Source organism: Tardiphaga sp. (assembly GCF_041424195.1).
Taxonomy (GTDB): domain Bacteria; phylum Pseudomonadota; class Alphaproteobacteria; order Rhizobiales; family Xanthobacteraceae; genus Tardiphaga.
The window spans coordinates 1-14,904 of record NZ_JBGMOE010000228.1 but is presented as its reverse complement, the minus strand read 5'-3'; the positions used below and the strand labels follow the sequence as shown (position 1 = coordinate 14,904).

At 62.3% G+C, this 14,904-nt stretch carries 14 protein-coding genes and 1 riboswitch; of the genes, 7 read left to right on the top strand and 7 right to left on the bottom strand.

Annotation, left to right across the window (positions count from 1 at the left end; all coding sequences use genetic code 11):
* Nucleotides 1-55: 55 nt before the first annotated feature.
* The 3 genes from ACEK02_RS31675 to ACEK02_RS31665 are packed head-to-tail and all read left to right on the top strand — an operon-like array spanning nucleotide 56 to nucleotide 1,923.
* Nucleotides 56-634, top strand: coding sequence for a methylated-DNA--[protein]-cysteine S-methyltransferase (locus ACEK02_RS31675; protein ID WP_371425617.1), 579 nt, complete (start codon nucleotides 56-58; stop codon nucleotides 632-634).
* Between the two features lie 9 nt (nucleotides 635-643).
* Complete coding sequence (locus tag ACEK02_RS31670; protein ID WP_371425615.1) at nucleotides 644-1,486, top strand: helix-turn-helix domain-containing protein; 843 nt, start codon at nucleotides 644-646, stop codon at nucleotides 1,484-1,486.
* Nucleotides 1,487-1,521: 35 nt separating this feature from the next.
* Nucleotides 1,522-1,923, top strand: a complete 402-nt coding sequence (locus tag ACEK02_RS31665; RefSeq protein ID WP_371425613.1) for an SRPBCC family protein — start codon at nucleotides 1,522-1,524, stop codon at nucleotides 1,921-1,923.
* 60 nt (nucleotides 1,924-1,983) lie between these two features.
* Here ACEK02_RS31665 and ACEK02_RS31660 read toward each other — a convergent pair whose 3' ends face one another.
* The 3 genes from ACEK02_RS31660 to garD form a co-directional block, all read right to left on the bottom strand.
* Nucleotides 1,984-3,429, bottom strand: a complete 1,446-nt coding sequence (locus ACEK02_RS31660) for an MATE family efflux transporter (RefSeq protein ID WP_371425611.1) — start codon at nucleotides 3,427-3,429, stop codon at nucleotides 1,984-1,986.
* A gap of 130 nt (nucleotides 3,430-3,559) precedes the next feature.
* Complete coding sequence (locus ACEK02_RS31655; protein ID WP_371425609.1) at nucleotides 3,560-4,609, bottom strand: hypothetical protein; 1,050 nt, start codon at nucleotides 4,607-4,609, stop codon at nucleotides 3,560-3,562.
* A 252-nt stretch (nucleotides 4,610-4,861) separates the two neighbouring features.
* Entirely contained in the window at nucleotides 4,862-6,406 is a 1,545-nt protein-coding gene (gene garD / locus ACEK02_RS31650; protein ID WP_371425607.1) for a galactarate dehydratase, read from the bottom strand.
* 158 nt (nucleotides 6,407-6,564) lie between these two features.
* Between garD and ACEK02_RS31645 the strand changes: the two genes are divergently transcribed.
* Together ACEK02_RS31645 and ACEK02_RS31640 are read left to right on the top strand one after the other, a co-directional pair.
* The gene (locus ACEK02_RS31645) at nucleotides 6,565-7,425 is read left to right on the top strand and encodes an SDR family oxidoreductase (RefSeq protein ID WP_371425905.1); all 861 of its coding nucleotides are present in this window, start codon (nucleotides 6,565-6,567) and stop codon (nucleotides 7,423-7,425) included.
* 221 nt (nucleotides 7,426-7,646) lie between these two features.
* Nucleotides 7,647-8,306, top strand: a complete 660-nt coding sequence (locus ACEK02_RS31640; RefSeq protein WP_371425605.1) for an outer membrane protein — start codon at nucleotides 7,647-7,649, stop codon at nucleotides 8,304-8,306.
* A 91-nt stretch (nucleotides 8,307-8,397) separates the two neighbouring features.
* Here the strand turns inward: ACEK02_RS31640 and ACEK02_RS31635 are convergent, their stop codons facing one another.
* On the bottom strand, nucleotides 8,398-9,504 hold the full coding sequence (locus ACEK02_RS31635) for a 2'-deoxycytidine 5'-triphosphate deaminase (RefSeq protein ID WP_371425603.1): 1,107 nt from the start codon (nucleotides 9,502-9,504) through the stop codon (nucleotides 8,398-8,400).
* Between the two features lie 107 nt (nucleotides 9,505-9,611).
* Nucleotides 9,612-9,691, top strand: a riboswitch (SAM riboswitch).
* A gap of 83 nt (nucleotides 9,692-9,774) precedes the next feature.
* Between ACEK02_RS31635 and ACEK02_RS31630 the strand changes: the two genes are divergently transcribed.
* Complete coding sequence (locus ACEK02_RS31630; protein ID WP_371425601.1) at nucleotides 9,775-10,956, top strand: O-succinylhomoserine sulfhydrylase; 1,182 nt, start codon at nucleotides 9,775-9,777, stop codon at nucleotides 10,954-10,956.
* A 46-nt stretch (nucleotides 10,957-11,002) separates the two neighbouring features.
* Here the strand turns inward: ACEK02_RS31630 and ACEK02_RS31625 are convergent, their stop codons facing one another.
* Genes ACEK02_RS31625 through ACEK02_RS31615 form a run of 3 tightly spaced genes read right to left on the bottom strand, consistent with a single transcriptional unit; the run spans nucleotide 11,003 to nucleotide 13,985 of the window.
* Nucleotides 11,003-11,974, bottom strand: a complete 972-nt coding sequence (locus tag ACEK02_RS31625) for an SGNH/GDSL hydrolase family protein (RefSeq protein WP_371425599.1) — start codon at nucleotides 11,972-11,974, stop codon at nucleotides 11,003-11,005.
* Nucleotides 11,974-12,732 carry an SGNH/GDSL hydrolase family protein gene (locus ACEK02_RS31620; RefSeq protein WP_371425597.1) on the bottom strand — a complete coding sequence of 253 codons (759 nt, stop codon included), beginning with the start codon at nucleotides 12,730-12,732 and terminating at the stop codon, nucleotides 11,974-11,976. The genes ACEK02_RS31625 and ACEK02_RS31620 overlap by 1 nt, the downstream gene beginning before the upstream one ends.
* The gene (locus ACEK02_RS31615) at nucleotides 12,729-13,985 is read right to left on the bottom strand and encodes an OpgC domain-containing protein (RefSeq protein ID WP_371425595.1); all 1,257 of its coding nucleotides are present in this window, start codon (nucleotides 13,983-13,985) and stop codon (nucleotides 12,729-12,731) included. Before ACEK02_RS31615 ends, ACEK02_RS31620 begins: the two co-directional genes overlap by 4 nt.
* Before the next feature lie 244 nt (nucleotides 13,986-14,229).
* On the opposite strand from ACEK02_RS31615, the gene apaG reads away from it, so the two are divergent.
* Nucleotides 14,230-14,622 (top strand): Co2+/Mg2+ efflux protein ApaG, encoded by a 393-nt coding sequence (gene apaG / locus ACEK02_RS31610; RefSeq protein WP_371425593.1) that lies wholly within the window; start codon nucleotides 14,230-14,232, stop codon nucleotides 14,620-14,622.
* Nucleotides 14,623-14,904 lie beyond the last annotated feature (282 nt).

Genomic DNA, 14,904 nt, shown 5'->3' with positions numbered 1-14,904 from the left:
GGCGCGGCAGATTCCAGATGACGGCCTGACCTCCGGTGTTAACATCGCCGGCGGGATGGCAGGGCACGGATACACAACCTTCGACACGACAGTGGGCCGATGCGGTATCGCATGGGGCGATGCCGGTATTGTCGGCGTGCAGTTGCCGGAAGCGCGCGAGATCGAGACCCGGCGCCGCCTGCTGCACCAATTTCCCGATGCCCGGGAGTTGCGGCCACCAGCTGATGTCGACTGCGCCATCGAGGGCATCGTTGCGCTGCTGCGCGGCCAAGCCATCGACCTCCTCGACGTCGCCGTGGATATGGACGGCCTGCCGCTATTCAATTGCCGCGTCTATGAGGCGATCCGGACGATCCCGCGCGGCGAAACCCGCACCTTTGCCGAGATCGCAGCAGAGCTCGGTGCCAGCGGCGCAGTCTATTCAGTCGGCCAGGCCATCGCGCGCAATCCGTTTGCGATCCTCGTACCATGCCACCGTGCACTGGCCGTTGCGGGTCAGACCAGCGGCTTTGCCGGCAATGGCGGCATCGTCACCAAATCGCGGTTGCTCTCGATCGAGGGCGCGCTGGCCGGCCGGACGACCACCCTGTTCGACGCCCTGCTGCCCGTTGCCCCACCGCGTCCGCAGGGCTAAATTGGGCTGATGCAGGCGACGACGCTGTTCCAGGGCAACGGGATCACCGTCACGGACTATCGCTGTACGGCGGGTCCGGGCGACCAGCCGTTTTCCGAACAGCACGCCAGCCATTCGATCTCCTATGTCCGCAAGGGCAGTTTCGGCTGCCGCTGCCGCGGGCAATCGCACGAACTGATCGCCGGCGCGCTGCTGATCGGGCACCCCGGCGACGAATATATCTGCCACCACGAGCATCATGGCTGCGGCGACGAATGCCTGTCCTTCGCCTTCGCGCCCGAACTGGTCGAGACCATCGGTGATGCCCGGGCCATCTGGCAGCAGGGCGCCATCGCACCACGCCCCGAACTGATGGTGCTTGGCGAACTCGCGCAGGCCAGCGCCGGGGCGCATGGCGACCTCGGGCTTGATGAGATCGGTTATGCCTTTGCCGCACGTTTCGTCGATGTCGTCGCGGGCAAACCGCGCAAGCAAGTGAGCGGTAACGCACGGGACCGACGGCGCGCGGTCGAGACCGCGCTGTGGATCGATGCGCATGCGAGCGACGAGATCGACCTCGATGCCGCCGCCCGTCAGGCCGGACTGAGCCCGTTTCATTTCCTGCGGCTGTTCAGGAACGTGCTGGGCGTGACGCCGCACCAGTATCTGGTGCGCGCGCGACTGCGGCGGGCCGCAAACCTGCTGGCCGAGAACGACCGCGCCATCACCGACATCGCATTCGATGTCGGCTTCGGCGACCTCTCGAATTTCGTCCGCAGCTTCCACCGCGCCGCGGGCGTCTCGCCCCGCGCATTTCGGCAGGCCTCGCGCGGCGACCGCAAGATTTTCCAAGAACGGCTGGCCGTGCATTGAGTAGCCTGCGGTCCTGATCAACCGGGACGAATATCATGGCTTCAATTCACAAAGAGATTTTCCTCGACGCACCGGCCGACGAGGTCTGGTCGGCGCTGGCCGATTTCGGCGCGCTGCCCACGCGACTGGTACCGGGCTTCGTCACCGACACCAAACTCGACGGCGACGCCCGTATCGTGACCTTCGCCAACGGCAGCGTCGCCCGCGAAAGACTGGTGACCTGCGATCACGACCGACGGCGCCTCGTCTATGCCATCGTCAGCGAACGCATCAGCCAGCATAGCGCATCCGCGCAGGTGTTTGCCGAGGGCCCGGCGCGCTGCCGGTTCGTCTGGACGGCCGACGTGCTGCCGGACGAGATCGCGCCTTATATGAGCAGTCAGATGGATCTAGGCTTCGCAGCGATGCAGGAGCAGTTCGGGAAAGCGGCGGCGTGACAACGGCACGACGCGGCGGCGCGATGTGGAATTCACCGCAGCGCGTCGGCGAGTGGCTGCTCAGACGAGCTCCGGCCGGATCTCCGGCACGGGTCCCGCTTTCGGTGCCCATGACGTCAGCAGTACGCTCAGCGCCGACAACAAGCCCAGCAACACCATGGATGCCGCCGCCAGCCAGAAGAAGCTCATGGCCGACGCATCGATCGACAGCAGATACCAGCCGCCGACGCTAACGAAGACCAGCCGCGCGGTTTGCGCCAGCACCGGGCCGATCACTTTCGCCGCACCTTGCGACGAGAAGTAGGTGACCGTCGCCAGACCGAGAAAGGCATACATCGGCGCACAGGTGGCGAGATATTGCTGGCTGGCCAGCCGGACGCCCACGTCATTGGTGAACAGGTTGACCCAGGCATCCGGGAAAAACGCAATCAGCGTACCGAGCAGACCGACGACACTGAACGAGATCAGGCTTCCCGTCCACATCACGCGCCGGGCCCGTGCAACGCGGCCGGCGCCGATCGCCATGCCGACAATAGGAACCGAGGCGACGCCAACGGCGAAGGCCAGCGTCGTCAGCATGAATTCGAGACGCGCGCCGACACCGTAACCGGCCAGTACCTCGGTGCCGAATCGCGCCAGCATATGGGTGAAGATCGTCAGCGTCAGCACGCCCTGCAGCGGAGAGAAGCAGGCAATCGCGCCCACTTTCAGAATGTCGAAGAACATGCCGCGCTGAATCTTGAAACCGTTGAGCGTCGGCCGCACCCGCGCGCGGCCGGAGAAGACGTACCAGCCCATGATCGCGGCACCGACACTGAAGGCGATCAGCGAGCCGGCCGCAACGCCGGCCATGCCAAATTGCGGGAAGGGACCCAGTCCGAGACCGAGAGTGCCGCCGAGGATAATCTGCAACACGGCCGAGTTCAGCGTGATCGCCGACGGCAGCTTCATATTGCCGGTACCGCGCAGGATCGCCGCGAAGGTGTTCATCAGCCACGGGATCACGCCGCCGGCAAAGAATATGGTGATGTAGCCGACCGCCTGCGACAGCACGCTGCCGCGACCGCCCAGGGTTTCCAGCAATGTCGGGCCGAATGTCAGCATGCCAACGGTGAAGACCAGTCCGAGGCAGATGCCGATCAGCAGTGCATGCCCGGCCAGTGTCGAGGCCCGCTCGCGGTCGCCCGCACCGAGCGCCCGCGCGATCGCCGAGGACACACCACCGCCCATGGCGCCGCCGGACATGGTCATGGTCAGCATCACGAAGGGAAACACCAGCGCCATCGCCGCGAGAGCTTCGGTGCCGAGCCGGCCGATATAGGAGGTCTCCGCAATGACGACGACTGTGCCGGCTGTCAGTGCAACGACATTGGGCCAAGCCAGCCGCAGGATGGTCGGCAGAATGGGATGATCCAGCAGGGGATTCCTGGCGGGTGCCTTCAGGCTCGGGAGCGGCTGCTTGTCGGCATCGACCAATCGGGGTTCGGCGACGACGGCGTCGGACATGCATTCTCCCTGAGCTTCCGGTCTTGCCTGCCGGACAACCCTGTTCCTAGCACCGATCACGGACAATGCCATGCGCGGCGCACGCATGGGGGATGCTCGATTTGCACTGCAGTATCAGCGAGCGTCGACGTTAGCCGATCGACCAGATGAACGGCAGCGCACCGCCAGCCCCCGGCGTCATCGTGACGGGTATATTGCGGCCGCAGCCCGCCGCCAGGCCCTCAACCAGCCCCTGCAATGCCTTCGCGCAGGCCGCATTGTTGTCGGCAAGGCCGTCCATCAGCTTCCAGCTCCGCTGCCGGATTTCGAACCCGCCTTCGGATGCGCCGATCTCCACGACATCATCCTGCGCCGCGAACAAAGCGCTCAGAAATTCTGCGAAGACCCTGGCGTCGCCACGCTGCGGGCCAAAGCCCGCGGAGACCTCGTCGAAATACTGCATGCCGATCAGCTTGCCGGTGAGATGCAGCAGATAACCGGCATCGACCGGACCGAACAGTTGAACCGCCACGGGCGCTGCGGTCCGCACATATTCCATGGCGTAATTGCGATAGGCCTTTTCGAGCCGCGCCTTCGGCCAGCTATCCACCGGCAGCGCGGGCGCCCTGGCGGGATCGAACAGCGGCGCTTCAAGGTGCCGCGCGAACACCAGCCGCTGATCGATATCGAGGTCGTGGTCATATTCGCAGTAATAGCCTTCGAGCCCGTCCTGGCCGTCGACGCTCTGCTTGGTGCAGACGAAGCCCATGCGCGGATTGCCAAGCGAAACGCCGTTATTGGCGTGCCAGCCACGCAGCATCGCGCGGGAGACCTCGCCGGGCACGCCGCAGATCGCGGTGCCGCGCCAGATCCAGCGCGGCGGCGGATAGCGGATCCAGGCCTTGCGATCACTCTCATACATGTACTCGACCGACACGCCGCCGATCCAGTTCGAGAGATAGTGATACTGGGCCGCTGCGACCGCAGGCGGCAGGCCCGACAGGCCGAGTTTCTCGAGGCCGGGGAGAAAGCGCTCCTGCTGCTGCCGGCGGAAGATGCGAAACATGAACTCCGCGGCGTCTGCGGTGCCACGGCGCGTGACCGTTGTCAGGATCAAGCCGGTGAAATAGGCGTGATAGAGATCGGCGACGCTGCGCCAGCGCGTCCAGGTGGTTTCGTCGCCCGTGCTTGGTCTGGTCATCGTTTCTTCCCTGATTGTTGGGAAGGACCATAGCCGCGCATCACTCCGGCTTCACATGAAATTCGTGCAGGGCGGTCGAACGTTCCTGCATTGACCGCATTGAATTCCGTCAATCACAAGGACATTCCATGCGCCAGAAATTCCTGCTTTCCGTCTGTCTCATCGTTCTGGTGCAAGCCAAATAGAACTCCGTCATGGCCGGGCATGACGGAGTTGCAACTACAACGACGTTCACTCTACGCGAACCAAATCTCACGTCACCGGCGCAGGGTTGAACAGCACGAGATCGTTGTGCAGGCCCCATTTATCGGCCCAGACCTGCTTGCGGCCGCTGGCGACATCGAGGATCAGCTGGAACAGCTCCCAGCCGGCTTCCTCGATGGTCATCTCGCCTGACGCAATGCGGCCGGCGTCGAAATCGATCAGATCGGACCAGCGTTTTGCGAGTTCGGTGCGCGTCGAGACCTTGATCACCGGCGCCTGTGCCAGCCCGTAGGGCGTGCCACGGCCCGTAGTGAAGATCTGCATCTGCATGCCGGCGGCGAGCTGCAGCGTGCCGCAGACGAAATCGCTCGCCGGTGTTGCCGCGAACAGCAGTCCCTTGGTCGCTGCGCGTTCGCCGGGGCCGATGACGCCGGTGATCGCACTTGAGCCTGACTTGACGATCGAGCCCAATGACTTCTCGACGATATTGGCAAGACCGCCCTTCTTGTTGCCGGGCGTTGTATTGGCGCTGCGATCGGCGCCGCCCCGCGCCAGATATGAATCGTACCAGTCCATCTCGCGGATCAGCGCGCGGCCGACATCCTCGTTGACGGCACGGCGGGTCAACAGCTCGATGGCATCACGCACTTCGGTGACTTCGGAGAACATTACCGTTGCGCCGGCGCGTACCAGCAGATCGCTGGCGAAGCCGAGCGCCGGATTGGCGGTCACGCCGGAAAACGCGTCGCTGCCGCCGCATTGCAGTCCGATCACGAGATCGGAGGCCGGACAGGTTTCGCGCTTGCGCTGATTGAGAATCTTCAGCCGCGCCTCGGCCATGGTGGTAATGGTATCCACCATGTCGCCAAAGCTCTGATTGCCCTCATCCTGCAGGCGCATCATGCTGGCGGGATCCTCCTTCGGCAGCAAGCGCTCCGGCGCAAGCTTCTCACAGCCGAGGCCGACCACCATCACCTCGCCGCCGAAATTCGGATTGCGCGCGATATTCTGCAATGTGCGGATCGGGATATAGGCATCGGGCGCATTGATGGCGACACCACACCCGTAGCCGTGCGTGACAGCCACAACGTCATCGACATTGGGATAGCGCGGCAGCAGCTCGGCCTTGATCTTCTTGAGCGCGAATTCGAGTGTGCCGGCGACGCATTGCACCGACGTGCTGATGGCGAGAATGTTTTTCACGCCGACGGAGCCGTCGCGATTGCGAAAACCTTCGAATGTGTAATCGTTCAGCGGCGGCTGCGGTGCCGGAACCGCATTGGCGATCTCGAGGTTGTCGAGATCCGGCGCATCCGGCATGTGGATGCGCGCCTCCTCGACCCACTCGCCGGCGGAAATCGCATCCACGGCATAACCAATGATTTCACCGTAACGGATGATCGGCGCGTCCCTGGAGATATCTTCCAGTGCCACCTTGTGGCCCTGCGGCACGAAATGGCGCAGTTGCAGACCACCGGTCATCATGGTGCCCGCGGGCAGGCCGAAATCATTGACGATGATGGCGACATTGTCGCGCGCATTCAATTTGATGTAGCGCGGCGCATATGTGTCTGCTGCCAGCGTGGTCGCCATCGCTTCGTCCTTCCCAAATCTGCCGGTATTGTCCCGGTCTCACAGAAAGCACTAGCACAAAAGATGACGAAGTCGCGCACTTGACCGGCGCGCGCTGCGCCCCGAATGATGCCATTCGAAGGGGCTTTGCGCCCGATCCATGCAGAAATGGAATGAACGTGCGTCTTTTCGTATTCGGGCTCGGCTACAGCGCAAACCGGTTCATCGCTAGCCATGGCGATCAGTTCACCGCGCTTGCCGGCACGGTCCGCGCAACCGGAAAGACGGCTGCCTTGGCGCCAGCCCGCAATGTAGAGACGCTCGTCTTTAACCCGGAGGTCACCGATCCGACCATTGCCGATCGTCTCGCAAATGCCGATGCACTGCTCGTCTCGATCCCGCCCGGCGCGGATGGCGATCCCGTGCTGCAAGCGTTCGGCTCGCAGATCGCCGCCAGCGGCATCCAGCGCATCATCTATCTCTCCAGTGTCGGGGTTTACGGCGATCATCAGGGTGCCTGGATCGACGAGACTGCCCCGGTCGCCGGCGAAGGCCGGCGCAAGGCGCGGATCGATGCCGAAGACGCCTGGCTTGCCGCTGCCGGCCATCGCACCACGATCCTGCGCATCGCCGGCATCTACGGCCCCGGCCGCAATGCGCTGGAAAATCTCAAGGCCGGCAAGGCCCATCGCATCGTCAAGCCGGGCCAGGTGTTCAACCGCATTCATGTGGACGACATCGCGACGGCAATCGCGATAGCATTCAAACATCCGCAGACCGGCATCTTCAATCTCTGCGACGACGAGCCTGCGCCGCCGCAGGACGTCGTCACCTATGCCGCCGCACTGATGGGTATCGCGCCGCCGCCCGAGCAGGACTTCGCAACAGCCGAGATGAGCCCGATGGCCCGCAGCTTCTATGCCAGCAATAACCGCATCTCGAATGCACGGCTGAAACGCGAGCTCGGCGTGAAGCTCGCGTTCCCGACCTATCGCGAAGGCCTCACAGCGCTGGTTGCGGCGTTGCGTTTTCGCGGCTGACATCAATTTATGAAAATTGCGTTCATTATCTTTGTGCACACGAAAATGTCGATGCAGAAAGGTTCCAAAAACAAAAAAGGCAATGCTGTGTCATAAGCACGACATCGCCTCCGAATTTGCCTTTTTCGTTTGAGGCGCTGTTGCATGCGTGTGACAGCAATCACCGCGCAATAGTCTAGGTTACCTTCGTCATCCCCGTTGGGATTGAGAAGGAACACGTAATGAAGAAGATTCTACTCTCCACCGCAGCTCTCGCTCTCGTCGCATTGGCTGCTCCGGCATCCGCTGCTGACCTGGCTGCGCGTCCCTACACCAAGGCCCCGGCCTATGCTCCGGTTGCTCCGATCTACAACTGGACCGGTTTCTACATCGGTGGTCACGTCGGCGGCGCGTTCCCGGGTGAAGACAACGCGCTGATCGGCAACCGCGACGGCACGTTCATGGGCGGTGTGCAGGGTGGTTACGACTACCAGTTCGCGCCGAACTGGGTATTCGGTCTGGAAGCCAATTACAGCTTCAAGGACACCAACAGCAACTTCGACAATCGTGGCCTCGGTTCGGTCACCGGCCGTCTCGGCTACACCTGGGGTCCGGCCCTGCTGTACGCCAAGGGCGGTTACGCCTGGGCTGACTCGCGCTTCACCAATGGCTTCGGCGGCAACGGCGGTCGCGATGGCTACACTGTCGGTGGCGGTCTCGAATACCTGTTCACCCAGAATTGGTCGGGCAAGGTCGAATATCAGTATTACGACTTCGGCAACGTCACCTTCCTCACGCCAGCTCTCGCTGTCGGCGGCTTCAAGAACGACGAGCACACGATCAAGGCTGGTCTGAACTACCGCTTCAACCTGGGCAACTTCGGCGCAGGCTTCGTTCAGTAAGCCTGACGATCTATCGTCTACTTAGTCTCCAGAAAAAACTTAGGCCCGCAGCGATGCGGGCCTTTTTCTTGCCTGCTCAGGCGGCGAGCGATCAGACCTTGAAGTGCTTCGAGAGCTTCAGGCTCTGGCCCTGATAGTTCGAGCCGATGCGCTGGCCGTAGAGCGAGTCCGGCCGGTCCAGCATGCGCTCATAGACGAGACGGCCGACGATCTGGCCGTGTTCGAGAATGAACGGCACTTCGCGCGAGCGCACTTCGAGCACGGCGCGCGAGCCCTTGCCGCCGGCGCCGTCATGGCCGAAGCCCGGATCGAAAAAGCCGGCATAATGCACGCGGAATTCGCCGACCAGCGGATCGAACGGCACCATTTCCGCGGCGTAATCCGGTGGTACCTGCACCGCTTCCTTGGAGGCGAGAATGTAGAACTCGCCGGGATCGAGGATCAGCGTGCCATCCTTGCGCGCCGAGATCGGCTCCCAGAATTCATCGACGCTGTAGCCACCGCGGCGATCGATATCGACCACACCGGTATGACGCTTGGCGCGGTAGCCGACGAAGCCGGAGGCGTTTTCGCCTGAGAGATCAACCGAGAGCGCGAGGCCGTTGTTGAGGTCGGCCGTCTCGCTGTCGACCAGCGGCTCCTGCGCGTGGAGTTCTTCCAGCGCTTCGGTATCGAGCACCGCATCGCCGACGCGGAAGCGAACCTGCGACAGACGCGAGCCTTCGCGCAGCAGGACCGGAAATGTCTTTGGGCTGATCTCGGCATAGAGCGGGCCGTGATAACCGGCGCCGATGACGTCGAAGCGGCGCGTGCCATCGGCGATGACGCGGGTGAACACGTCGAGGCGCCCCGTGGAGCTCTTCGGATTGGCGGCGGCGAAGATATTCGCCGGCAGCGCCAGGCTTTCGATCAACGGGACGATGTAGACGCAGTTGGTTTCCAGCACCGCGCCATCCGACAGGTCGATCTCGTGCAGCTTCAGCTCATCAATGCGCTCGGCGACCGTCGAATTCGGTCCCGGCAGGAAGCTTGCGCGCACGCGATAGGCGACGGAGCCGAGCCGCAGATCGAGGCTGGCGGGCTGAATCTGGCTCTCGACGAAGGGATATTCCGGCAGGATCAGGCCGGCATCGGCCATCGCCGCAATCATGCGGTCGGGCAGAATTCCATCGGCATCGGGGGCAAGCGTAAACGGCACTGGTCTCGTCCTTCGGTCGTCTTTCAGCGAGAATACACTGAAAAATCGCGACTTTACCGGTTATCTCAGCCCCGCCTTGACGAAAAGGGCAAGCGGGAATATGCACATCGTTATCCCGTGGTGATTTGAGCCGGCCGGCTTGCAGCCACGTAAAATAAGTCGCTAAACAGGCCGGGGACACATGTCCTTCCAGCATGCGATCCCGGCCTGAGGACGTCCGTCCAGGCCGGTTTTTTTGTGCCCGTGTCACGCGGGTACGTTGGAGGTCACATGTCTGAGAAGTCCTATCGCCCCGAAACCCGCCTCGTTCATTCCAGTGCACTGCGCTCGCAATATAACGAAACCTCCGAAGCCCTCTTCCTGACGCAGGGCTTCATCTACGAGACCGCTGAGGCCTGCGAGGCGCGGTTCAAGGGCGAAGACCCCGGCTTCATCTATTCGCGCTTCTCGAACCCGAACACATCGATGTTCGAGAACCGCATGATCGATCTCGAAGGTGCGGAGGCCGCGCGCGCCACCGCCACCGGCATGGCCGCCGTGACCACCGCCATCCTGGCGCCGCTGCGCAAGGGTGATCACGTCGTCGCCGCCAAGGCGCTGTTCGGATCGTGTCGCTACGTCATCGAGGAACTGTTGCCGCGTTATGGCATCGAATTCACCCTGGTCGACGGCCTCGACCTCGACCAGTGGCAGAAGGCGATGCGGCCGAACACCAAGTCGCTCTTCCTGGAGAGCCCGACCAATCCGACGCTCGACGTGCTCGACATATCGGCCATCGCCAAGATCGCCCATACGGGCGGCGCGCGACTGATCGTCGACAACGTGTTCGCGACCCCGCTCTGGCAGAGCCCGCTGGCGCTCGGTGCAGATGTCGTGGTGTATTCGGCGACCAAGCATATCGATGGTCAGGGACGCTGCCTCGGCGGCATCATCCTGTCGTCGAAGGACTTTATCGACGAGCACATTCACAACTATCTGCGCCAGACCGGCCCCTCGATCTCGCCGTTCAATGCGTGGACACTGGTGAAGGGACTGGAGACGCTGGCGATCCGCGTCGAGCGGCAGACGCAGACTGCGGCGGCGATTGCCGACGTGCTGGCGCAGCATCCGAAGATTTCGCGGCTGATCTATCCGGGCCGCGAGGATCATCCGCAAGCGGCGACGGTGAAGAAGCAGATGCGTGCGGGCTCAACGCTGATCGGCTTCGAAGTGAAGGGCGGCAAGGCCGGCGCGTTCCGCTTCCTCAACGAACTCAAGGTCGCGCGCATCTCCAACAATCTCGGCGATGCCAAGAGCCTGGTGACGCATCCGGCGACGACGACGCATCAGCGTCTGCCGCTGGAGGCGCGTCTCGAACTGGGGATCACCGAAGGCTTCGTACGCTTTTCGGCCGGGCTCGAGCATCGCGACGATCTGATCGAGGATCTCGAAGCGGCGCTGGCCAAGGCTTGATCGACCAGTATTGAAAGCTGCGGCCGGCGAAATGTCGGCCGCAGTATTACAGCGGCTTCTGCGCCTGCTGTATCTGCGGCTCGTTGATGCCGAGCTTCACCTGACCGACCGACTTGATGATGTTATCGCCCAGCAGTTGCGCGAAGCACGCATAGCCCCAGTCGTTCATGTGCAGGCCGTCGGAAATAACGAAACTGTCGAACGCCATCTGCTGGCTCTCGTGCCATTCCTTCATCACTTCAAAGCGCGGAAAGATTCCAACTTTGCGCAACTCGGCGACCTTGTGCATCAGCGATAACATCTTGCCGGTGCCTTCCGGCTTGGATGTCGTCGCTGGCGAATATTGCGGATCGACCAGCACCACGTCGGAGCCCGCGGCCTGAATCCGGCCGACGCCGTCCTCGATCATCTTGCCGGTCTCGGCCGGATCGAGATTGCGCAGCACGGCATTGGTACCGACCTGCCAGATCACGAGATCCGGCTTGGCATTGATCACTTCGTTCTGCAGCCGCGCCATCATTTCCGGCGCATCCTCACCGCCCTTGCCACGATTGAGCACAGCAATGTCGGCACCGGGATAGGCACGATGGAGCTGCGCAGCGAGACGGTTCGGATAGGTGAACTCGGGCGCGGTCGATCCCCAGCCCTGAGTGGAGGATGAGCCGAAGGCAACGATGACGACCGGCTTGCCGGCGGCGAGCTTGCTGGCGACATGCGGCAATGCGCCCATCGCCTTCATACCGCCCTTCGGCGCGCGGCACGGCACGCGGCTCAGAATATCAGTGGCGGACTTCGCGACTTCCTTGACCTTGTCGATAGCCTTCGCAGCGACGCCCTTCTTTGCGGCATCTGCGGGATCGGTCGCAACGGCGGTCTGTTCGGCGGTCTTGCCATCAAATGGCGCTGCCTGCGCCGTATCCGCGCGAGCGACGGACGACGAGAGGGGGAGTGCGAAGGTCGTAGAGGCAACACAGGCAGCGACGACGGCAAGGCGAGACAAATAACCAACGAAACTCATTAACGCTGAATCCTCAAATCCGCGGCTTTGATCTTGGCCGCATCGACGACAAAGGTCGAAAGCGCCCGGCCAAGACAATCATGCACCCGCTTGGCCAGATCCATGCCGGGCGAGGGACTGAACAGGTCGAAATCACCGCTCTCATTCCAGTGCCGCATAATGGCGAAACGGTCGAACAGCGGGACGTCGTGCTGCTGCGCCACCACACGCATATTATCTAGGTAGGCGGAGCCCGAAATCATCGTCTCCGTCCGCGGACTGTACTGCAGATTCATTAAAATGACGTCAGTTCCCGCCTTTTGCATAGCTGCAACGCCCTCATCCAGGGCGTTCCGGAAGTCCTCGGCGTCGGCCTGTCTCATGGCATCCACGGTTCCGGTCTGCCAGATCACCAGGCTCGGCTTCTTGTCCGCCACCAGCTGGTCCAGGGTCGGGACCATTTCTTCAGCGGTCTTCTTGACCTGCAGCTCCAGCGCCACGTTCACCTCGACGCCCGGCAACTTCTCCTTGAGATAGGTCTGTAGCCGGCTCGGATAGGCCGCGGACTGGTCGGAGACCCCGATTACCGAGGATCGGCTGCCAATGACCAGAATATCGAGCTTTCCGCCCGGTATGGCCGCAGCCTCGACCTTGGGCAGCGGGCTTTCGGATGTCAGGAGATAAGCCGGAACCTCACAGGTCTGCGCAGGCGGTTCGGCCCGGACAGGAACCGCCACCAGCAGGCAAGCCAGCATCGTGAGCCGAAGAACGGCCTTCATGCTTCCCCTCCTGCGAGATCCGCGTCAGATCGTTTGGCGCGGGACCCGCTTTTGACAGCGACACCCTTGTACCACGAAAATACCCATGCGGCAGTTGACATGACAACAATGCCGAGAAAGCTGATCAGGGCGTGCATGCCGGCTCCGCCGGCGACCTCAGCCAGCACGAAATGACCGGCAAAGGCCAGGAATACCCCGATACAGAAGATTTCGAGGGAGTGCTGGCCGCACAGCACCATCGGCCGCAGCCAGATCGATTTCAGCCCCGGCCAGTCTTTCGGCAGGAACCGGACGGTGAGCGCCGCCAGCGCCAGGAAGTGGGCGAAGCGCAGCACATCGAGATCGGTCTTGTTGATCGGATACATCCACTGCTCGATGATCTTCGGCAGCAGATGGTGAATCTGCGGAATGTACCAGGTCAGCGTCACCCAGAACGCCGCCAGCAGATAGGCCACGCAGAGCCACAGCGTGATGTTCGAGGACAGAATGCGCGACATCCGTCTGGCGCCGCCCAGCGCGCACCAGGCGCCGAACACGAACAGCAATTGCCACGCGAACGGGTTGAAGGCCCAGACGCCATTCGGATAGGCCGTCAGATGCAGGTCGAATTCCCAGGTCAGCACATAGAGACCGACCGACAGCGCCAGCGTGAGATCGGCGCGGCGCTGCATCAGCCAGAGGATCAGCGGCAGGAACAGCATGAGAACGATATAGAGCGGCAACACGTCCATGTTCACCGGGCGAAATTTCAGCAGCAGCGCCTGGACGATGGTCACATCGGGCTGTTTGAGAAAATCGAGGATTCCCATTTCCTCGGAATAAAGCGGGTTCTCGAAGCGCGTTGCCACATAGGAGATTTCCGCGAGGAAGATCGTGAACAGGAAGACGTGGGCGACATAGATCTGCCAGACCCGCTTGAAGATGCGCGCGCTGGCCACCAGCGTGCCCTGCTCCAGCATCGCGCGGCCATAGACGAAGGCAGCAGTGTACCCGGAGATGAAGATGAAGATCTCGGTGGCGTCGCTGAAGCCATAATTACGGATCGTGAGCCAGGTCAGGATATTCGGCGGCAGGTGATCGATGAAGATCAGCCACAGGGCCAGTCCGCGAAACAGGTCGAGACGCAATTCGCGCTCGGTGCCGGCAACGGGAAACGACGCGGCGTCCGTACGCGTGGAGGCGCGCGCCGCGGACACGTGCGAAGGCGCATCTGCGTGCGGCTGGCCAGCGATCGGATCGGCAACAGAGGTCATTCAGCACCGTTCAACGGAAGGCATCGCATCATGGAAAAATCGACCGTCCCATAGTCTGCAGGCAATTTGCATGGGGCGATCCGTCACGTCATAACCAAATCACGGATCGATTATGCGGGAACTATGTTGAAACCGCGATGGGCCGCCGCCGTTTGGCGCCCAACTCCCCGCCTAAATTCCCCGGATTTGGCCGGCGATGTGTTTTTCGCTATGCTTGCAACACATTTTGGACGATGACACCGCCATGTACCGCGCCATCACACGACAGATTGAAGTCACCGTCGAACCGAATTTCATGCCGGAACGCTCGTCGCAGGAAAAACGACAGTTCTTCTGGTCCTATACGGTCGTCATCACCAATGCCGGTCAAGAGACCGTGCAGCTGAAGACCCGCCACTGGATCATCACCGATGCGTCCGGCCGCATGCAGGAAGTGCGCGGCGAAGGCGTGGTCGGCGAACAGCCCGTGCTCGGCCCCGGCGAGCGCTTCGAATACACGTCGGGCGTACCGCTGCCGACGGCGTCCGGCTTCATGGAAGGCACCTATCAGATGGTGACCGATACCGGCGAGCCGTTCGAGATCGACGTGCCGCTGTTCTCGCTGGACGGGCCGGACGGGAAGCGCGTGCTGAATTAGTCGACCGCCGAAATGCAGAATGTACGATGGGTAGAGCGAAGCGAAACCCATCGCTTTCTGAGCTTGTTTGATTGATGGGTTTCGCGAAGACGCTCACCCCATCCTACGGCCTGACGCTACGGCCTCATCGGATTCAACTGTCAAACAGCCACTGCGCTTCAGACGCTTGCCCTTCAGACATGCGTCATCGCCCCTGTTGTTGGCGGCGCGGGGGCGCCGTCGTCGCTTGCATTCCCGCCCCCTGGCGAGAGGGCGTGCGGAACGCCGGGTGCCCGATGCACC